At 61.8% G+C, this 20743-nt stretch carries 18 protein-coding genes; 9 read left to right on the top strand and 9 right to left on the bottom strand.

Annotated features, from left to right (window positions below; genetic code table 11):
* The first annotated feature begins 53 nt into the window (after positions 1-53).
* Both RSO67_RS06660 and RSO67_RS06655 read left to right on the top strand, forming a co-directional pair.
* A complete protein-coding gene (locus RSO67_RS06660; protein ID WP_315842845.1) occupies positions 54-683 on the top strand; it encodes a 2-hydroxychromene-2-carboxylate isomerase in 630 nt (209 codons plus the stop codon).
* Entirely contained in the window at positions 683-1660 is a 978-nt protein-coding gene (locus RSO67_RS06655; RefSeq protein ID WP_315842844.1) for an NADPH:quinone oxidoreductase family protein, read from the top strand. The genes RSO67_RS06660 and RSO67_RS06655 overlap by 1 nt, the downstream gene beginning before the upstream one ends.
* Positions 1661-1664: 4 nt before the next feature.
* Here the strand turns inward: RSO67_RS06655 and RSO67_RS06650 are convergent, their stop codons facing one another.
* The 8 genes from RSO67_RS06650 to RSO67_RS06615 form a co-directional block, all read right to left on the bottom strand.
* Positions 1665-2336 carry an alpha/beta fold hydrolase gene (locus RSO67_RS06650; RefSeq protein WP_315842843.1) on the bottom strand — a complete coding sequence of 224 codons (672 nt, stop codon included), beginning with the start codon at positions 2334-2336 and terminating at the stop codon, positions 1665-1667.
* Positions 2337-2344: 8 nt separating this feature from the next.
* The gene (locus RSO67_RS06645) at positions 2345-3235 is read right to left on the bottom strand and encodes a crotonase/enoyl-CoA hydratase family protein (protein WP_315844184.1); all 891 of its coding nucleotides are present in this window, start codon (positions 3233-3235) and stop codon (positions 2345-2347) included.
* 170 nt (positions 3236-3405) lie between these two features.
* A complete protein-coding gene (locus tag RSO67_RS06640; protein ID WP_315842842.1) occupies positions 3406-4566 on the bottom strand; it encodes a M20 aminoacylase family protein in 1161 nt (386 codons plus the stop codon).
* Positions 4567-4578: 12 nt separating this feature from the next.
* The gene (locus tag RSO67_RS06635; RefSeq protein WP_315842841.1) at positions 4579-6102 is read right to left on the bottom strand and encodes a M81 family metallopeptidase; all 1524 of its coding nucleotides are present in this window, start codon (positions 6100-6102) and stop codon (positions 4579-4581) included.
* A gap of 30 nt (positions 6103-6132) precedes the next feature.
* Complete coding sequence (locus tag RSO67_RS06630; RefSeq protein WP_410001815.1) at positions 6133-7818, bottom strand: ABC transporter ATP-binding protein; 1686 nt, start codon at positions 7816-7818, stop codon at positions 6133-6135.
* Positions 7815-8699 carry an ABC transporter permease gene (locus RSO67_RS06625; RefSeq protein ID WP_315842840.1) on the bottom strand — a complete coding sequence of 295 codons (885 nt, stop codon included), beginning with the start codon at positions 8697-8699 and terminating at the stop codon, positions 7815-7817. Before RSO67_RS06625 ends, RSO67_RS06630 begins: the two co-directional genes overlap by 4 nt.
* Positions 8700-8712: 13 nt before the next feature.
* Positions 8713-9654 (bottom strand): ABC transporter permease, encoded by a 942-nt coding sequence (locus RSO67_RS06620; protein WP_315842839.1) that lies wholly within the window; start codon positions 9652-9654, stop codon positions 8713-8715.
* Positions 9655-9903: 249 nt separating this feature from the next.
* Positions 9904-11037 carry a M20/M25/M40 family metallo-hydrolase gene (locus RSO67_RS06615; protein ID WP_315842838.1) on the bottom strand — a complete coding sequence of 378 codons (1134 nt, stop codon included), beginning with the start codon at positions 11035-11037 and terminating at the stop codon, positions 9904-9906.
* 317 nt (positions 11038-11354) lie between these two features.
* Here RSO67_RS06615 and RSO67_RS06610 point away from each other — a divergent pair, with 317 nt between their 5' ends.
* Both RSO67_RS06610 and RSO67_RS06605 read left to right on the top strand, forming a co-directional pair.
* Positions 11355-12974, top strand: a complete 1620-nt coding sequence (locus RSO67_RS06610; RefSeq protein ID WP_315844182.1) for an ABC transporter substrate-binding protein — start codon at positions 11355-11357, stop codon at positions 12972-12974.
* Between the two features lie 394 nt (positions 12975-13368).
* A complete protein-coding gene (locus tag RSO67_RS06605) occupies positions 13369-14994 on the top strand; it encodes an ABC transporter substrate-binding protein (protein WP_315842837.1) in 1626 nt (541 codons plus the stop codon).
* 109 nt (positions 14995-15103) lie between these two features.
* Here RSO67_RS06605 and RSO67_RS06600 read toward each other — a convergent pair whose 3' ends face one another.
* Entirely contained in the window at positions 15104-15667 is a 564-nt protein-coding gene (locus tag RSO67_RS06600; RefSeq protein WP_068736144.1) for a helix-turn-helix domain-containing protein, read from the bottom strand.
* Between the two features lie 329 nt (positions 15668-15996).
* On the opposite strand from RSO67_RS06600, the gene RSO67_RS06595 reads away from it, so the two are divergent.
* The 5 genes from RSO67_RS06595 (at position 15997) to RSO67_RS06575 (ending at position 20743) form a co-directional block, all read left to right on the top strand.
* Positions 15997-16344 carry a RidA family protein gene (locus RSO67_RS06595; RefSeq protein ID WP_315842836.1) on the top strand — a complete coding sequence of 116 codons (348 nt, stop codon included), beginning with the start codon at positions 15997-15999 and terminating at the stop codon, positions 16342-16344.
* 138 nt (positions 16345-16482) lie between these two features.
* Positions 16483-17799: an MFS transporter gene (locus RSO67_RS06590; protein ID WP_120292622.1), complete on the top strand. Its 1317-nt coding sequence runs from the start codon at positions 16483-16485 to the stop codon at positions 17797-17799.
* A 152-nt stretch (positions 17800-17951) separates the two neighbouring features.
* The gene (locus tag RSO67_RS06585) at positions 17952-18473 is read left to right on the top strand and encodes an MOSC domain-containing protein (RefSeq protein WP_315842835.1); all 522 of its coding nucleotides are present in this window, start codon (positions 17952-17954) and stop codon (positions 18471-18473) included.
* Complete coding sequence (locus RSO67_RS06580; protein WP_315842834.1) at positions 18470-19426, top strand: PDR/VanB family oxidoreductase; 957 nt, start codon at positions 18470-18472, stop codon at positions 19424-19426. Before RSO67_RS06585 ends, RSO67_RS06580 begins: the two co-directional genes overlap by 4 nt.
* 288 nt (positions 19427-19714) lie before the next feature.
* On the top strand, positions 19715-20743 hold the full coding sequence (locus tag RSO67_RS06575) for a 2-keto-3-deoxygluconate permease (RefSeq protein WP_089264931.1): 1029 nt from the start codon (positions 19715-19717) through the stop codon (positions 20741-20743).

Here is a 20743-nt window from a genome sequence, read left to right as displayed (position 1 = left end):
GCTCGTCATTTCGGGGCGCGCGCATAAAATAATAACAAAATGAGGAAACACCCATGATCGAATTCTTCTTCGACTGTTCCAGCCCCTGGACCTATCTCGCCTTCCACAACATCCAGCCGCTGGCGAAGGAATTCCGCGAGGAAATCTCGTGGCGGCCTATTCTGGTCGGCGGCATCTTCAATTCGATCAATCCCAGCGTCTATGAATCGCGCAAGACGCCGGTGCCGGCGAAGGCGCGCTACATGAAGAAGGATCTCGGTGATTGGGCGCGCTCGGCAGGCCTGGCTATCAAGATGCCGCCGACGGTGTTTCCGGTGAACAGCGTTAAGGCGATGCGCGGTTGCATCTGGCTCGGTAACGACGCCATGGTACCGTTCGCGCGCGCGGTGTTCGAAGCCTATTGGGGCGACGACAAGGATATCTCGAGAGATGATGTTCTCACGGAGATTTGTACGCGCACCGGCATCGATCCCGCGAAATTCTTCGCAGGCATCGGCGATCAGGCGAACAAGGACCAGCTCAAGGTCAATACCGATGAGGTGATCGCACGGGGCGGCTTCGGCTCGCCGACCATCTATCTCGACAAGACCGACATGTATTTCGGCAATGACCGCCTGCCGCTGATCCGCGAGGCGCTGCAGCGTCGCCGCGTTGGCGCTGCAAGCGCCGAGAGCGCAGCCTGATGCCGAGAGCAATCGTTTGCCGTGAGCTCGGGTCACCTGAAAGCCTGCGCCTCGAACAATTTGCATCAGTGCCGCTGAAACCCGGGCAGGTCCGCGTTGCCGTGCGCGCCGCCGGAATCAATTTTCCGGACATCCTGATGGCGGCCGGCGAATATCAGCTCAAGCCCGAACTGCCGTTCACGCCGGGCATGGAAGCCGCCGGCGACGTCAGCGAAATCGCCAGCGATGTGCCGGGCATCGCGGTCGGGGATCGCGTTATCGTCAAGCTGCGTCATGGCGGCTATGCGGACGAAGTTGTGGTGACGCCAGCGCAACTCACTTCACTGCCGTCGACATTCGACTATGCGGAGGGGGCGACGTTTCTTGCGGCGCATGGCACCGCGCATCACGCGCTGGTCGATCGCGGGCAGATCAGATCCTGCGAAGTGCTGCTGGTACACGGCGCCGGCGGCGGCGTCGGTTTGGCAGCGGTGGAGATCGGCAAGCTGCTGGGCGCCACGGTCATCGCGGCTGCATCGTCGGAAGAGAAGCTTGCAGTCGCCAAAGCGCGTGGTGCGGATCATGGCGTACTGTATGGCTCCGAACCGTTCCGTGACGCGGTCAAGCGCATCACCGAGGGGCGCGGCGCCGATGTGGTGTTCGATCCGGTCGGTGGCGAAATCTTCGAGCAGAGCCTCCGCTGCATCAATTGGGGTGCGCGGCTGCTCGTGATCGGCTTCACCGGTGGCATCGGCGTGGCGAAAACCAATCTCGTGCTCATCAAAGGCGCCAGCGTGCTCGGCGTTCGTGCCGGCGAGGCGGCGCGGCGTGATCCGAAGATCGGCGAAGCCCGCATTGCGCAGCTCCTCGCATGGGCAGAGGCAGGAAAGATCAGGCCAAATGTTTCGCATCGCCTGCCGCTGGCGGATGTCGCAGCTGCCATGCGGCTGCTAACGGAGCGCAAGGCGATCGGCCGTGTGGCGCTGACCATGGGCTGAGCGCTCAGCGCCGAAACTGGCCGTCCTTCAGGAAGGCGATGGTCTGCATGATCGCTTCCCTCTTCCGGATCATCATCGCATGCGACGCGTGGATGACGAGGTGATCAGTCATGCCTTCAAGCCTCGTGCGCGCGACGGTGACACGACCATCATTCGGGCCACGCAACATCAAGCGCGAAGCGATCGGATCGAGCGTGCGGTCGCCGGCGATGATGCCGACCGGATAGTCAACTAGGGGAAGCATCGCCTCAGTTACGTCATCCCGCGTCGTAACGAGTTGTTGCCCCGCCGGGCCGAAATACTGGCGATAGGGCAGCCAGTTCTTGAGACGGTCCGCAATCTCGCTGCCGCCATTCGGCGTGCCCAGCATCACCACGCGGCCGAGACGTGAGGGGCGATGGCGCGCCAGATAGACCCGCGCAAGCAGACCGCCCATCGAATGGCAGACGAAATGCGTGCAGCCTTCGTTGGCTTCGACAAACGGCGCGATGGCGGGGTGAATGTCGTCGGCCAGCGCAGACAGCGTCTTGCGCCGGCTGGGATAGCCGATGTTCCGCGTGGCGAAGCCTGCGGCTTCGACCGCCTGCTGCATCTTGATAAAAGATCGGAACGACCGGCTAATGCCGTGCAGGAAAATGACGCCCTCGAGTGGACGACCAGAGGGCGTCGGATTCATTCGTCGTCCTATTTGTAGTCGCGCTCGTCCCACCAGGGGAAGTAGCTCGGCATGTCCGTGCTGACTTTGTTCTTGAACGCGGCCGGGCGTTTCTCGAGAAAGGCCACGACGCCTTCCTTGACGTCTTCCGAGCGACCGCGCGCATAGATGCCGCGGCTGTCGATCTTGTGCGCTTCCATCGGATCGTCGGCGCCCATCATGCGCCACATCATCTGGCGGATCAGCGCGACGGAGACTGGGGCGGTCTTGTCGATGAAGGTCTTGGCGAGTGCACGCGCGGTCGGCAACAGGTCATCGGGTGCGACCACCTTGCTGACGAGGCGACCGGCGAGGGCCTCCTGCGCCGGGAAGACGCGGCCGGAGTAGCACCATTCCAGCGCCTGCGAGATGCCGACGAGGCGCGGCAGGAACCAGCTCGAGGCGGCTTCCGGCACGATGCCGCGCTGGGAGAACACGAAGCCGAAGCGTGCGGCTTCCGAGGCAATGCGGATGTCCATCGCGAGCTGCATGGTGGCGCCGATGCCGACGGCCGGGCCGTTCACCGCGGCGATGACCGGCTTGAGGCATTTGAAGATGCGCAGTGTCACCTGACCGCCGCCGTCGCGCACCATTGGATCGCTGTAGTCGACATCGCCGCTGGCGAGCCGCTTCACCGGGCCGCGCCGCGCGTCGCGATCGAAGGTGTCAGCACCCGAGGAGAGATCAGCACCCGCGCAGAAGCCACGTCCGGCGCCGGTCACGATGATCGCGCGCACATTGTCGTCCGCATCGGCTTTGTCGAAGGCATCGATCAGCTCGGCCTGCATGGTGGCGTTATAGGCGTTGAGCTTTTCGGGGCGGTTCAGCGTGATGGTGAGGATCTGTTCCTCGACGCTGTAGAGGATGGTCTCATAGGCCATGATGGTTTCTTCCCTGTTTTTATTTTGGTTCACTGGTCATTCCCGCCACTCCAATTTGGAGTGGCTGGGGGCGCGCCACTCGGCGCGAACCCGGAATCCCGATGTGTTTTCATTACTACTGGATTCCGGGTTCGCGCGCGAAGATGCGCGCGCCCCGGAATGACAACAAGTTACACCGGCAGCCGGGTTTCGACGATGCGGGCGAACATGCTGGCGCCGATGGGCAGGATTTTATCGTCGAGATAATAGCCGGGATTGTGCACCGGCACCGAGCCTTCATGGCCGACCCAGAAATAGGCGCCGGGCACGGCATGCAGCATGTCGGCGAAATCTTCGGAACCCATTTTCGGCTTCGCGCGGGTGATCACATTGGCGTCGCCAACGATCGTGCGGGCGACGTCCTCGACAGCCTTGGAATGTTCTTCCTGATTGACCAGCACACTGAAGCCGTCGCGGATATCGACCTTGATTTCGCAATCGAACGCCGTCGCCATGCCGGCGGCCAAGGCGTGCATCCGCTCGCGGATCTGCATCCGGACCTTCTCGGAGAAACAGCGCACGGTGCCGCAGAGCTTCGCGTCATCCGGAATGACGTTATAGGCCGAGCCCGAATGGATCTGGGTGATCGACAGCACCGCGGATTCGAACGGATTGACGTTGCGGCTGACGATCGACTGCATCGCCTGACCGAGCGACATCGCGATCACGACAGGGTCCTTCGAGCGCTCCGGCATTGCGCCATGCGCGCCATAGCCCCGGATGGTGATGTCGAAGAAGTCGGCGGCAGCCATTGCGGGGCCTGGGAAGATGCCGACTTCGCCGTGATTCATGTCCGGCGCGTTGTGCAGGCCATAGATTTCATCGCAGGGAAACTGCTTGAAAAGACCTTCCTTGATCATCGCGCGGGCACCGCCGAGGCCTTCTTCGGCGGGCTGGAAGATGAAATGCACGGTGCCGTCGAAATTGCGGGTCTCGGCGAGATAGCGTGCGGTGCCGAGCAGCATGGTGGTGTGGCCGTCATGGCCGCAGCCGTGAAAACGGCCGGGAATGGTCGAGCGCCAGGCGAGATTGGTGTTTTCTTCCATCGGCAGCGCGTCCATGTCGGCGCGCAGGCCGATGCGCTTCGTACCCGAGCCTTTGCCCTTCAGCACGCCGACGACGCCGGTGCCCCCCAAGCCGCGATGCACTTCGACGCCCCAGGAGGTCAGCTTGTCGGCAACGATGCCAGAGGTGCGGACTTCCTCGAAGCCGATTTCCGGATGCGCGTGCAGGTCGCGGCGGATAGCGGTGAGTTCGTCGGCGAAAGCGTCGATACGTTCGAGTGTGGGCATGGATCTATCCGTTCACGGCACGAGGGCAGGTGATGAGGTCTGGGGCGTAAAGGGGGCGCCGTTCGGCTTCAGCCGAATGCCCGGACGCAGATGTTTCCAGGGCAGCACGGACGTATCCGCCGGCATCGCGCCGGGGGCGGCGCAGATCAGCAGCTTGCCGGCGATCGGCTCAAAGTCCGCGCGGAAATGCACCGAGCTCTTGTTGACGAGAATGTTCTGCTCAGTCGGCTCGATGCCGACATAGCGATACATCGACTGGTCGGCGAGCTGCGCCTTGTGCGAGCTGATGATGACGCGAACATCGTCGATACGCAGACAGGCCGAGAGGCCCATATCCATGTCGCGACCGCCATAATAGGGGCCGGGAGCGACGAACTTGCCGTCCGACAGTTTCTCGACCACGAACGTGTTCTCATAGGGCGCATCGCCGGGGATGCCCGACTTGCCGCCGATGGAGAGTTTGACCGTGGCGCCTTCGCCGGCTTCATGCGCAGCCTTCGCGGCGGCGGGATCGTAGATCACGCCATGGGCAGCCTTGATCGCCTTGTTCTTCACCAGCGCGCGCAGCATGCCGGTGGTGTCGCTGTCGCCGCCGGCGCCGGGATTGTCCTGGGTGTCGGCGATGACGACCGGCTTGGTGAGGGTCTTCGCCAATTCCATGGCATGCAACACGCCTTCGTCCGGCCTGTAGATCTTGCCGTCGAAGTCGTTCTCGTGGCCCATCACCAGTTTGACGACCGTATCAGCCGCTGCGTCGGCATGGGCCTGCGTGACGCCATAGGCGAACACGCTCGGGCAGCAATGCGGGAAATCGGCTGCGGGAAAGCCGGGGCAAAAGGAGAGTGTCGGGATCTCGTCGTCTTCGAGCGCTGCGAGCTTGAGATAGATGCCTTTGGTCGGTTCGTCATTGGTGCATTGCCAGCTGATCGGAATCAGGAATGGCAATTGGCGGAATGCCTTGGCGAAGCGATTGCCGGCCAGCAGCAAGTCCATGTGACGTGCGCAGGCGCGGCCGGTGTCGGCCATGTCGATATGCGGATAGGTGCGATAGGCGATCAGCGCGTCGGTATATTCGACCGTCTCCGGCGAGATGTTGCCGTGGAGATCGAGACTGACCACGAATGGAATGTCCGGCCCGATCACCTCGCGCACGCGCCGCGCAATCTCGCCTTCGCCGTCGTCGAGATGTTCGGTGACCATGGCGCCGTGCAGATCGAGATAGACCGCATCCAGTGGCAGCGCTGCCCTGATGCCATCGATCATCTTGCCGACGATGCGCTCGAACGCGTCCTTGGTGACATGCGCCGAAGGGCTCGCGCCGCAGGCGATGGTCGGGATCAGCTCCCAGCCACGTGTCTCGGCTTCCTCGATGAAGCCTGCGAGGCCGACATTGATGCCGCGCATCACCTTGAGGACGTCGGCGCCATGCGTCATCGACGGCCAGCCGCCGCCATGTACAAAGGCCTCATAGGTCGCCTTGGTCGGCGCAAACGTGTTCGTCTCGTGCAGAAAGCCGCCGACAGCGATACGGGTCATTCAGAATCCAGGGTCAGTTTCGGTGTGCGCTCAGGCCGCCGGCACGGTGGTGCTGCCATCGACCGCGCGGAAGTTGGCGAAATCCCATCCTCGTCCGGGCGCCGCGTCAAGCAGCTGGCGCGTATAGGCCTGTTGCGGATTTGCGAGGACTTCCGCCGCCGGGCCCTGTTCCACCACCCGGCCATGCTGCATCACGGCCACGTCGTCGCAAATCTGGGCGGCGACGCGCAGATCGTGGGTGATGAACAGGATGGCAATGCCGAGCCGGGTCTGGATGTCGTCGAGCAGCCGCAGCACCTGCGCCTGCACCGAGACGTCGAGGGCCGAGACGGCTTCGTCGGCCACCAGCACTTCCGGGTCGAGGGCAAGCGCGCGCGCAATGGCGATGCGCTGGCGCTGGCCGCCGGAGAACTGGTGCGGATAGCGCGACACTGCGTCAGGTGGAAGACCGACCAGTTCGAGCAGTTCACGCGCCCTGGCCATTGCTACCGAATGTTTGGTGCCGAAATTGATCGGACCTTCGCAAATGGACTCGCCGATGGTGATGCGCGGATTGAGCGAACGATAGGGGTCCTGGAAGACGATCTGTATCTTCTTGCGGTGCGGCTGCAACGTGTGACGTGACAGGTCGGAGATTTCGCGTCCGGCGAGGCGGATGCCGCCCGAGGTTGGATCGATCAGTCGGACGATACAGCGCGCGACGGTCGATTTGCCGGAGCCGCTTTCGCCGACGATGCCGAGCGTGCGGCCCTTGCGCAGTGTCAGCGTGACGTCCTGGGCTGCGTGGACCTCGCGTGGTTTCCCGAACATGGAACGCTCGCGATAGACCTTGCCGAGCTCATTCGCTTCGAGCACGACTGGATTGAAGCCCACTTCCTCGCGGGCCGCGCGGGGAATGAGGCTCGGCACCGACGACAGCAGGTTACGGGTATACTCCTGCGTGGGCGCGCTCAGAATATCTTTCAATGCTCCGGTTTCCACCAACCGTCCATGACGCATCACGGCGACGCGATCGGCGATGTCGGCCACCACGCCCATGTCGTGAGTGATGAACAGCACGGCGGTGCCGTGATCCTTCTGAAGGTCGCGCATCAGCTTGAGGATCTGCGCCTGGGTGGTGACGTCGAGCGCTGTCGTTGGCTCATCGGCGATCAGCAGTTTCGGCTCCAGCACGAGCGCCATGGCGATCATGATGCGCTGGCGCTGGCCGCCCGAGAGGCGGTGCGGATAGGACGCGAAGATGCGCTTCACATCGGGAAGCCGCACTTGCTCCATCATGTCGAGAATGCGCGCACGGCGGGCGCTAGCGCCGAGATTGGTGTGGGTGCGTAGTACTTCGTCGATCTGCTTGCCAACGGGGACGACCGGATTGAGCGCCGTCATCGGCTCTTGGAAGATCATCGCCATCGTCGTGGCGCGGAGCTCGCGCAGGCGGCGGTCGCTGGCTTGCAGCACGTCCTCGCCGACCAACTTAATGCTGCCGCCGATGGCTTTGAGTGAATCTCGCGGCAGCAGGCCCATGGTGGAGAGTGAGGTCACCGACTTGCCGGAACCGCTTTCGCCGACCACGCAGAGCGTTTCGCCCTGGCGCACCTGGAGAGAAATGCCGTCGATGATCTTCTTGCCGGCGCCGCTCTTGCCGACGCCGACGACGAGGTTTTCGATTTCCAGTGCGATGGGGCGGGTATTCACGGTGGGGTTCAATAGTTCACTCACTTGCCGGCCTCACGCTGTTTCATGCGGGGATCGAGCGCATCGCGGGCAGCGTCGCCGATCAGATTGACGGAGAGAATGGCAATCGAGAGCAGTAGTCCCGGCCAGAAGATCAGCGATGGCTTGACCTGAAAGAAGGCGCGGCCCTCGGCCATGATATTCCCCCAGGTCGGGGTTTCCGGGCTGATGCCGGCGCCGAGGAACGACAGGATCGCCTCGGTGAGAATAGCGGATGCGGCGATGAAAGTGCCCTGGACGATCAGCGGCGCCACCGTGTTGGGCATCAGATGCTTCCACATGATCTTCGGCATGCTGGAGCCGAGCGAGATCGCCGCCTCCACATAGGGCTCCTCACGCGCCGACAGCACCACGGAACGCACCAGTCGCGCGACACGGGGGATTTCCGGAATAGTGATCGCAATCAGCACCGTCGTCAGGGTGGCGCCTGACAGCGACACGACGGCGATGGCCAGCAGCACGCCGGGCATCGCCATCAGGCCGTCCATGATGCGCATCAGGATGGCGTCCATCCATTTGAAGAAGCCCGAGAACAGGCCGATGAACAGGCCGATGACAATACTGGTGACGGCCGCGCCAAGGCCGATCAGCAGCGAGATGCGGCCGCCATAGAGAATGCGCGCCAGCACATCGCGACCATAGGCATCGGTGCCGAGCAGATATTCCGAACTGGCCGGCTTCAGCCGCAGGGCCGGCGCGAGCAGCTGAGGATCGTGCGACGACAGCCACGGCGCAAAGATCGCCGACAGGATCACCAGCGTCAGGCAGAGCGTCGCCACCGCGATGATCGGCGTCGCGGTGAGAAAGCCCAGCGACGGGCCACTGCGCGAGGGGAGGGCTGGGTTGGGAACGGACTCGATCGCCATCAGATACGGATTCCTAGTAACGAATTCTGGGATCGAGCAGAGCGTAGGCAAGGTCGATCAGCAAATTGATCCCGACATAAACGCCCGACGTCAAAAGGATCATGGCCTGGATCACGGGAAAATCGCGCGCCAGCACCGCATCGACCGTCAAGCGACCGATGCCGGGCAGGTTGAACACGCTTTCGGTGACGACGACGCCGGAGATCAGCAGCGCGAAGCCGGTGCCGATCACCGTAATGACCGGCACCGCGGCGTTGCGCAACGCATGGCGAAATAGCACACCACCCTCGTTGATACCTTTGGCGCGGGCGGTGCGGACATAATCCTCGCCGAGCACGCCGAGCATTGCCGCGCGAGTCATGCGCGCGATCAGCGCGACATAGACAAAGGATAGCGCGACGGCTGGAAGAATAATGCGTTCGAAGAACGGTCCGAAGCCGCGTGTGATGCTGCGGAAGCCCTGCACAGGCACCCAACGCAATTCGATCGCGAAGATCTGGACCAGCACGTAACCGATCATGAATACAGGGACCGAGAAGCCGATCACCGACAGCGCCATCACGAAGCGATCGATCCAGGTGCCATGCTTCCAGGCGGCGATGACGCCGAGCGGGACAGCGACCAGGATCGACAGGATCATCACGCTCAGCGCGATGCTCAGCGACGGCTCGATACGCTGGTTGACCATCTGCAGCACGGGCACGTTGGAGATTAGTGAGGTGCCGAAGTCACCGTGCATCAGTCGCCAGACCCAACTGAAGAACTGGGTATAGAGCGGTTCGTTGAGCCCAAGCTGCGTCCGGATGCGGTCGAGCTGTTCGGGCGTCGCGTTATCGCCGGCGATGATCGCAGCGGGATCGCCGGGCGTCAGCCGAAGCAGCAGGAAGACAAATAGGGCCACCACGCCCATAACGGGTATGGCCGCAAGAATCCGGCGAATGAGGTATCCGAGCATGGCGCTTTCCTAGTGGTGGTGTTGATCGAACGTAACTGGACCGCGTCGGTCAACCGGAAACGTCACGGGCTCGCTGCTCTTGGTCGTCATTGTCCGCGAGAAACACAGATTTTTCGAGAAACGCTGATTCACTGTCGCAACTTGCCTCAACCCGAAGTTCGCTAAACTTAAACGTAAAGGTAGCAAGTCCTGTGCCATCCCCCCCGGTTCACGCCATGCGATGTGCGGCGCGAACCGGGCGAGGTTGCATTAATCGAGGGTTGCCAGCAATCCCGCCATCAGGCGGCCACGGTCAACAAGGCTCTGCGCAACGATATATTCGTTGAGCGTGTGCATATCGGCGCCGTGAACGCCGAGCCCGTCGAGAGTGGGGATGCCCATCGCGCCGGTAAAATTACCGTCGGAGCCGCCGCCCTTGCTGCCATGGGTTAGTTCGGGCAGCTTGAGGCTCGCATTGATGGCCTTGGCCTTTTCGAACAGGGCCATGGTCCCCGCATTGGGTTCCCAGACCGGGCGGGTGACGCCACGGGTCACCTTGAACGTCACGTCATTCTCAGTGCCTGAGAGAGCGAGCATGCGCTCGACACCCTTGTCGAGATCTTCCTGCCGCTTGGCCATGCTCAATGCTTCGCCGGTGCAGGATGAGGCAACGCAGTTGACCCATTGCCCGCCATGCACGATGCCGACGCTGAAGGTGCAGTCCGGTCCTGTCATCTCGTCGATCTGCACGATCTTCTTCGCCATTTCGCGAATCGCGGAACGGCCGTTCGATAGCGTTGCGCCGGAATGGCTGGGCCGGCCGATGGTTTCAAGATTGAAGCGGGCGATTGCATAGCGTCCGCTGGTGACGCCATTATTCGCACTGCCGGGCTCCGGCACCAGCACATATTTGTTGCGCGCGGCCTCGGCTTCGATGACGTCGCGGGTCGATGGCGTGCCGACTTCTTCGTCGGGCGTAAACAGCACAGTGATCGGTAGCGGCGTCGTGTAGGAGATGCGCATGAGCTGGCGGATCGCTTCCAGCGACAGGTAATTCCCACCCTTCATGTCACAGATCGCCGGGCCGTAGCAAAGCTCGCCCTCGCGGCGCCACTTCAGAATCTCTTTGGTGCCGACCGGATGAACGGTATCCATATGACCCGCGATCAAGATGCCGGGTTCGCCGAATTTCGGATGTGGAAAACGTGCGCGGACGCAGCCGCCGAATCCCTGACGACCCGCGATGCGCTCGATGGTCGCACCCATGATCTGCATATCGCGCGCCGCGAGATCGAGCATGCCGTTAACCGCGTTCGCATCCCATGTGGGGCTCTCGCATTCGACCCAGGTGCGCAGGCCCTGCAACATGTTCTCGAGATCAAACGGAAGTTCGGCGGGGTTCATCAAGTCATTCCTCTTGGATGAGAATTTTTGTCACAAATTATCAGGTGCAAGATGCATCTGCGTATTGCGCGAATTCGGGCATGACTTAGCAGCAGCGCAATCGCCTTTGCAAATCGACGATGTGCATTGCAATGCATTCTACACCGTGTGGATGCATCGCGTGGAAAACGCGATTGACGCGCATCACGCTTGATGCCAAGTCCTTGAAGCCTAAATGATAAAGGCAATACGCGAAGGCGCCTAAAATTCTATCGCGTTGCATAATCGATCATCGATCGATGGTCAGATTCCAGTCAGGAGAGATTTGAGTGTCCTACATGTCACGTTGGCAGCATTCTGCGGCCTTCACGAAATTTGCGCTGCCCGGTCTGGCGGTCGCCGTTGCGCTCGCGCTGCCGGTGCTGTCGTCGCCCGCGCATGCTGCAGGCAAGACCATCACTGCAGTGATGCATTCCGATTTGCGCGTGCTCGATCCCGGCATCACGACCGGCTATATTGTCCGCGACCACGGCTATATGGTTTACGATACGCTGCTCGGCATGAACTCGAAATACGAGATCAAGCCGCAGATGGCCGACTGGAAGGTCTCCGACGACAAGCTTGTCTATACATTCACGTTGCGTGACGGCCTGAAGTGGCATGACGGCGCGCCGGTCACCGCCGAGGATTGCGTGGCGTCGCTGAAGCGCTGGGGCCGCAATGACGGCATGGGCCAGAAGCTCATGGACTTCACCAAGAGCATCGAGGCACCCGACGCCAAGACCATCGTACTGACGCTGAAGGAGCCCTACGGCCTCGTGCTCGACTCCATCGCCAAGCCGTCGTCGCTGGTGCCGTTCATGATGCCGAGGCGTCTCGCCGAAACGCCGGCAGGGAAGGCGATTTCCGAGCAGATCGGTTCGGGTCCGTTCAAGTTCGTGCAGGCTGAATTCCAGCCCGGCGTGAAGGCGGTCTACGAGAAATTCAAGGACTACAAGCCGCGTTCCGAGCCGACCGACTGGCAGGCCGGCGGCAAGGTGGTGAAGGTGGATCGCGTCGAATGGATCACCATGCCCGATGCGCAGACCGCGGTGAATGCGCTGCAGTCGGGTGACATCGACTTCATGGAAAATGGTCCCTACGACCTGTTGCCGGTCCTGGCGAAGGATCCGGAGCTCAAGATCGAAGTGCTCAACCCGCTGGGCTTCCAGACCTTCGGCCGCATGAACTTCCTCAACCCGCCCTTCGACAATCCGAAGATTCGCCGTGCTGCGTTCCTGGCGATGAGCCAGAAGCCGGTGCTGGATGCGCTGGTTGGCGATGCCAAATACTACAAGGTCTGCGGCGCCGTGTTCGGTTGCGATACGCCGAATGCGACGGATGTGGGTTCGGAAAGCCTGGTGAAGGGCAATGGCGTCGAGGAAGCCAAGAAGCTGCTTGCTGAAGCCGGCTACGACGGCACGCCGGTGACCATCATGGCGCCGACCGACGTGACCACACTCAAGGCTCAGCCGATCGTTGCCGCGCAGTTGCTCCGCAATGTCGGCTTCAAGGTCGAAGTGCAGGCCACCGACTGGCAGACGGTCCTCAGCCGTCGTCCGAGCCAGAAGCCCGTCAAGGAAGGCGGCTGGAACATGTTCTTCTCGAACTGGGTCGGCGCCGACATTCTCAATCCCATCAGCAATGTCGCGACCTCGGGCCGCGGCAAGAGCAATGGTGGCTGGTTCGGCTGGAGCGAAGATGCCGAGCTGGAAGTGCTGCGCGACAAATACGCACGTGCGACCACACCGGAAGAGCAGAAGAAGCTTGCTGCCGAGATTCAGAAGGAAATCTACGAGAAGGTGATCTACATCCCGCTCGGCGAATACAAGGTGCCGAGCATCTGGCGCACCTCGCTAACCGGCGTCACCCAGGGCGCTGCCATTCCGATGTTCTGGAATATCGACAAGAAGGACTAACCCGGCACCGCTGCGGCGGTCTGTGTGAAGTAACAAACGCCGGCCTGAGTGATCAGGCCGGCGTTTTTGTTTTTGCGAATGACTCTCCACGAGCGATGCGTTCGATGGTCGCACCCATGATTGCCATGTCGCGCGCAGCGGGGCGAGCATGCCGTTGACTGCGTGCGTGACTTGGCAGCAGCAGGTAATCTCCTTTGCAAATTGACGACGTGCGTTGGAATGCATTCTGCAGCATGTGGATGTAGCGCGTGGAAAACGCGATTGACGCGCATCACGCTTGATGCAAGTCTTTGATGTCTAAAAGATAAAGGCAACGCGTGGTCGCGCCTAAATTTCTATCGCGTTGCACAAGCAATCATCGACCGATGGTCAGTTTCAAGTCAGGAGAGATCGAATGTCCTACATGTCACGTTGGCAGCGTTCTGCGGCCTTCACGAAATTGACGCTACCAGGTCTGGCGGTAGCCGTTGCGCTCGCGCTGCCGGTGCTGTCGTCGCCCGCGCATGCTGCCGGCAAGACAATCACCGCAGTGATGCACTCGGATCTGCGCGTGCTCGATCCGGGTATTACCACGGCCTATATCGTGCGCGATCACGGTTACATGGTTTACGACACGTTGCTGGCGATGGACGCAAACTTCAAAGTCCAGCCGCAGATGGCGGAGTACAAGGTCTCCGATGACAAGATGGTCTACACTTTCACGCTGCGCGACGGCCTGAAGTGGCATGACGGCAAGCCTGTCACTGCGGAAGATTGCGTCGCTTCGCTGCAGCGCTGGGGCCGCAATGACGGCATGGGCCAGAAGCTCATGGACTTCACCAAGAGCATCGAAGCCCCCGACGCGAAGACCATCGTGCTGACGCTCAAGGAGCCCTACGGTCTGGTGCTGGATTCGATCGCCAAGCCATCGTCGCTGGTGCCGTTCATGATGCCGAAGCGTCTCGCCGAGACGCCCGCCGGCAAGGCCATTCCGGAGCAGATCGGTTCGGGTCCGTTCAAGTTCGTGCAGGCTGAATTCCAGCCGGGCGTGAAGGCGGTCTATGAGAAGAACAAGGACTACGTGCCGCGCTCCGAGCCTGCGAGCTGGGCGGCCGGTGGCAAGGTCGTTAAGGTCGACCGCGTCGAATGGGTCACGATGCCCGATGCGCAGACGGCGGTGAACGCGCTGCAGTCCGGCGACATCGATTTCATGGAGAACGGTCCCTACGACCTGCTGCCGATTCTCGTCAAGGACAAGGACCTCAAGATCGAGGTTCTGAACGAGCTCGGTTACCAGACGTTGGGGCGTATGAACTTCCTGTTGCCTCCCTTCGACAACGTCAAGGTGCGCCGCGCGGCATTCCTCGCGATGAACCAGAAGCCGGTGCTCGATGCGCTGGTCGGTAATCCCGACTACATGAAGATCTGCGGTGCCATGTTCGGCTGCGGCACGCCGAATGACACCGACGTCGGTTCGGAAACCATGGTCAAGGGCAGCGGCATGGCGGAAGCCAAGAAGGCGCTGGCCGATTCCGGTTACGATGGCACGCCCGTAGTCATCATGGCGCCGACCGACGTGTCGTCGCTAAAGGCGCAGCCGATCGTTGCAGCGCAGCTTCTGCGCGATGCCGGCTTCAAGGTCGAAGTGCAAGCCACCGACTGGCAGACCGTGGTGACGCGCCGCGCCAGCCAGAAGCCCGTCAAGGAGGGCGGCTGGAACATGTTCTTCACCAATTGGGTCGCTGCTGACATTCTTAACCCGGTTTCCAACGTCTCGACTTCGGGCCGCGGCAAGAATGGCGGCTGGTTCGGATGGTTCGAGGACGCCAAGATCGAAGAACTGCGCGACAAGTATGCGCGCGCAGCGACGCCTGCGGAACAGAAGGCTGCCGCTGCGGAAGTCCAGGCCCGTGCGCTCGAGCAGGTCGCGTATCTGCCGCTTGGCGAATACCGGATCCCCAGCATATGGCGGAAGTCGCTGACCGGCGTGCTGCCGGGCGCCGCCACTCCGGTGTTCTGGAACATCGACAAGAAGGAGTAACCGGCGCCGCTGCGGCGGGCAGGTTTGAATAAGAGAGCGCCGGCCTGAGTGATCAGGCCGGCGTCTTTGTTTTTGCGAATGACCTCGTAATGACGGGGATGAGCCGGTACTAACGCTCGGGCGATGCTGCCGACACCACGAGCAGCACATCGGCCTTGGGCTTGCCGATGCTGCGCACCCAGTGCGGTGTCTCGCCGGAAAAGTACAGGCAGTCGCCTTTCTTCAGGACGATCTCTTCGTCCTCGATCTTGATCGCCATCTTGCCTGATATGACGAACAGGAATTCCTCGCCCGCATGCGATGCGCGCGGCGCGAATTTCAGCGGCGGCCGGATCAGGAACGGCTCCATCATCTTGCGTGTGCGGCCCGCGGCCAGCGCCAGCAGATCAACGCCGTCGTCCTGCATGGGCGTTTGCTGTTCGTCCTGCCGGAATAGCGTGTAGCGCGGGGCCGGCGTTGGGTTGGGGTCGAACAGATAGGTGACGTTGACATCGAGCGCGGCGGCCAGGCGCAGCAGCGCATTGACCGACGGCGTTTTCAGGCCGCGCTCGACGAGGGAGATATAGCCGCGGGTCAGTTCGCTCTGGGTGGCGAGCTGATCCAGCGTCAGTCCCTTGGTGGTGCGTAGCTGGCGCAAGTTGAAGCCAACCGCATTCTTGCTGACGTCGAGCAACGTCGATCTCCTGATGAGGTGCTTGTTCTTTTAGAGGGCGCGCGGCGATGGTGGAAGGGCCGTCTCGCTGATCTCTTTGAAAGAGCTCCAGAGCGATACCGGAGTGTTTCTGTTGGAAAACATTGCTGCAGATATTTCCAGCACGAGCAAGGATAATTTAGGCAAAAGCGCGGGGAAATGCCGATTTATCGCCTCCGGTATGTGCATCGGCTGCATTTTGCCGATTTAGGCATCAGATGCCGATTTTCGTGACGTTGATTTCCAGCAGTAAACATGTTGGATTTTGATGACGGGAATATGTCCTCAGAAAACGACACGAAGGCAGATAGATGATCAAGCGTTTGAAGCCCGGTAAGCGGCTCAGCATGGCCACTGTGCATGGTGGTCTCGTTTATCTCGCAGGGCAAGTGCCGGACGATCTGTCCGTCGGCGTCGAAGCGCAGGCCGCTGAAGTGCTCGCCAAGATCGATGCGCTGCTGAGCGAAGCAGGTACCGACAAGTCATCGATCCTGAGCGCCACGGTGTGGTTGCCGAACATCGCGGATTTCGCGGCTTTCAATACGGTCTGGGATGAGTGGGTGCCGGCAGGCGCATCGCCCGCGCGCGCCTGTGTCGAAGCACGGCTCGCCAATCCGTCGATCTGCGTCGAGATCGCAGCCATCGCTGCCATTCCTTAAGCATCACCATCGCCTGCGCTGGGGCGACTGAAGCAACAGCGAAAGTTCACGAGAAGACCCGGACCGCGCCGCGAGATGTCGTGGCACGGAACGAGCCCATGCGCCTGAAACTGAACATGTCTTTTGAAGGAGTGAACGATGACCGTCGCAGAAGAATTCAATGCAGTTACAACTGCCGACCATCCCGACGACGCAGTGCTGCGCAAGATCGTCTGGTCGAGCGTGATCGGCACCGCTGTGGAGTGGTACGACTTCCTGATCTACGGCGCGGCAACCGCGCTGGTGTTCAACAAGGTGTTCTTCGCCGCCGGCGATCCGGCACTCGCAACTATTGCAGCGTTCGGCACCTATGCGGTCGGCTTTCTCGCACGTCCGCTGGGTGCCGCGATCTTCGGTCACTATGGCGACCGTGTCGGCCGTAAGGCGATGCTCGCTATTACCATCATGGTGATGGGCCTTGGCACATTCGCGATCGGTTTGCTGCCGACCTATGCACAAATTGGAATCGCGGCGCCGATCCTGCTCATCGCGCTCCGTTTCCTGCAGGGCATCGGCCTTGGCGGCGAGTGGGGCGGTGCAGTGCTGATGGTGGTCGAGAACTGTCCCACGCATAAACGCGGCTTCCTTGGCAGCATGGTGCAGGTGGGCAACCCCGTCGGCAATCTCGCGGCCATCGGCATGTTCGCACTGGTCTCGCAACTGCCTGAAGAAGACTTCATGAGCTATGGCTGGCGCATTCCGTTCCTGATCTCGATCCTTTTGGTCGGCGTCGGCCTCTGGATCCGCATGAGCATGGAAGAGACGCCGGCATTCCGCGCGTTGAAGGCGAAGAACGAAGTTGCCAAAATGCCGATCGTTGAAATCTTCAAGTATCACCGCCGTCCGTTCTTCACGGCCGTTGGCCTGAAGATCTCGGAAATCGCCTATGCCTCGATCGCCGGCGTGTTCATCATGTCCTATGCGACGTCGAAGCTCGGCCTGTCGCGCGGGCTGGTGCTGAACGGCGCCTTCATCGCATCCTTCGTTGCGCTGTTCTCGATCCCGTTCTTCGGCTGGCTGTCGGACAAGGTCGGTCGCAAGGCGATGTTCTATGCAAGCTGTCTCTTTTGCGCAGCCTTCGCATTCCCGATGTTCTGGCTGCTCGACACCCGCGATCCAACCATCGTGATCCTCACCATCGTCGTCGCGATCTCCTTCGGCCAGATGGTGATGTTCGGCATCGGCGCGCCCTGGTATTCGGAACTGTTCACCGCGAAGCTGCGCTATAGCGGTGCGTCGCTCGGCTTCCAGGTCGGCGCAGCCATCTCGGGCGGTCTCAGCCCGCTGATCGCGGCATCGCTGATGACATGGGCCGGTGCGACCTGGCCGGTATCGGTATTCCTGATCTTCTGCGCCTGCATCACCGCCATCGCGACGTCCTTCGCGCCGGAAATGGCGAACAAGGAACTGACGTAACACACACACCGTTATGGCCGGGCAAAGCGCGAAGCGCGGCTTCGCTAGATGTCCCGGCCATCCACGTCTTGGCTGCATAAGAGAAAGACGTGGATGCCCGGCATGCGCCGGGCATGACGGCGAAGCTGTTCAGGCACGCAAGGATGACAAAAATGCTCGATACGTTGACTGCCAAACCTGTAGCCGGCGCCGTGGTCCCGTCATGGACTGGCGTAGTGCGCTATCTCCACATCACGCCGCGCGCGTTCCTGCCGATGCGCGAAATGCCCGAACTCACGCTGGTCGCCGGCAAGGGTATCGAGGGCGATCGCTACATGATCGGCCGCGAGGAGGGCTTCTATTCGCACAAGCCCGAAGAGGGGCGTCAGGTCACGTTGTTTGAATACGAGACGCTGGTGGCCCTGAAGCGCGATCACAATATCGATCTCGGTCCCGAGGAACATCGCCGTAATGTCACGGTGTCCGGCGTGCCGCTGACGCATCTCGTCGGTCGCCAGTTCTGGCTCGGCGAGACGCTGCTGGAATCGACGCGGCTGTCGATCCCGTGCCGGCATATCGAGGAGATCACCGGCAAGGCGATCTTCGATCCGCTGATCAACCGCTCCGGCCTCAACTGCAGGATCCTCCAGGGCGGCACGGTGCGCGTCGGCGATGCCGTGCGGAACGTGCAATGAGCGCGGTGCCGATCACCAGGGTCAGGACCATCGTCGACAAGATCGAGGACGGCGGCAAAGGCATCAAGCTGTTCTCGCTGGTCGATCCCGATCACTGGGAGCTGCCGTCGTTCCGGCCGGGTGCACATATCGATCTGCATCTGCCCCGCGGATTGGTGCGGACTTATTCGCTCTGCAACGATCCGGCCGACGACAAGCGCTATGTCGTGGCAGTGAAACGCGAGGCCGAAGGGCGGGGCGGCTCGATCGTGCTGCATGACGAGGTCAAGGTCGGCGACACCATCGGCGTGACGCTGCCGCGCGGCGGGCTCGATCTGTCTGCGGATGTGACGCGCTTCACCTTCATCGGCGGCGGCATCGGCGTCACACCGTTCCTGTCGGCGGCGACCTGGCTCAAGCGCATGGGCCGTTCAAAATTCACGCTGCACATGATCGCACGCGGCGAGCCGCCGCTGGCCGATCTGCTCGCGCCGCTGCGCAAGTCCGGTCATGTGGTGATCCACGACACATCGAGCGGGCAACGCCCGGATATCGCGGCACTGGTCGGCCGGCCACTGTCGGACGTCGCGCTCGCCTGCTGCGGTCCCGACGGCATGATCGATGACTTCGAACAAGCGTCGCGCGACTGGCCCGCCGATCGCGTGCATATCGAGCGCTTCGTGCCGCCGCCGCTGCCGATCGATCCCGACGCGAAGCCCTATGTGCTGGCGCTGGCGAAATCGAAGCGGGAAATCACCGTGACTGCCGGACAGACCATGCTGTCGGCGCTGACAAATATCGGCATCGACGTGCCGGCATCCTGCTGCGGCGGTATCTGCGGCTCCTGCAAGGTAGACTGGCTGGAAGGTCAGCCGGTGCATCGCGACCGCGTGCTGTCGCCGGCGGAACGTGAACGCAGCCTGCTGGTTTGCGTGGCAGGTTCCGCTGGGGATCGCCTGGTTCTCGATCTCTGACGTCCTGATCTGAAGGTCAAACAGGCGGCAACGGTTCATCCGTTGCCGCCTGTTTGCGTTTGATCCCGCGCATGGCAACGCTCGACGTTCCGGTCAGCGAAACGCCCGCTTTGGATGGCTTACGGACATACCTTGGTCATTTAACTAATTTTTAGAAATTGCGCAATTTGCGCAAAAAGTGTTTGATGGCTGCGCAATTTGCGCATATTTGGCGATGTGCGCAGGGGCTCCTGACGGAAATTGCGCAGAATAATCAGTGACGCGCGGGACGCGGGAAGGAAATAGACCATGCAGATTCCAATTAAGCGGGCGATTGAGAAGGTGCCGGGCGGCATGATGACGGTGCCGCTGCTGATCGGCGCGCTGTTCGCGACCTTTGCCCCCAACACCCCGAAATTCTTCGGCTCCTTCACCGGCGCGCTGTTCTCCGGCGGCGCCCTCAGCATCCTCGCCGTGTTCTATGTGTGCATGGGCGCGAGCATCGACTTCAAGGCGACGCCTTACATCGTGAAGAAGGGCGGCGCCCTGATGATCGTGAAGGTCGGCACCGCAATTATCTTGGGCCTGATCTTCGGCCGCTTCCTCGGTGAAGCGCCGGTCACCGCCGGCATCTTCGCAGGCGTGTCGACGCTGGCGATCGTCGCCGCCATGAACGACACCAATGGCGGCCTCTACATGGCGCTGATGGGCCAGTATGGCCGTCCGCGCGACGTCGGTGCCTACAGCATCATGACGCTGGAAAGCGGTCCGTTCCTCACCATGGTGACGCTCGGCGTTGCCGGTCTGTCGTCTTTCCAGTGGCCCGCGCTCGTTGGCGCGATCCTGCCGCTGGTGGCCGGCATGATCCTTGGTAATCTCGATCGCGAACTGCGCGACTTCCTCAGCAAGGCCGTGCCTGTGATGATCCCGTTCTTCGCCTTTGCGCTCGGCACCGGCCTGAACCTGACGCAGGTCTGGCAGGCGGGTCTGCTCGGCGTCGGCATGGGCGTTGCAGTCGTCATCGTGACCGGCATCCCGCTGTTCTTCGTTGATCGTCTCACCGGCGGCAACGGCGTTGCGGGGGTTGCTGCGGCGTCGACCGCCGGCAATGCGGCGGCTGTCCCTGCGATCGTCGCTGCGGCCAATCCGGCCTATGCGGCTGCTGCCGGCCCGGCGACCATCCTCATCGCGGCCTGCGTGGTCGTGACGGCGATCCTGACGCCGATCCTCACCTCGTGGGTTGCCGGCATCGTCGGCCGTGATGTCGAGCCGGAAGCGGAGGCGACGACGCCTGCTGCGCCAAGCGTCGCATCACCCGCACCAGTGGCTGGGCGCTAA

The sequence above is a fragment of the Tardiphaga sp. 709 genome (genome assembly GCF_032401055.1).
Lineage (GTDB): Bacteria > Pseudomonadota > Alphaproteobacteria > Rhizobiales > Xanthobacteraceae > Tardiphaga.
This window is presented reverse-complemented; position numbering and strand designations above follow the sequence as displayed.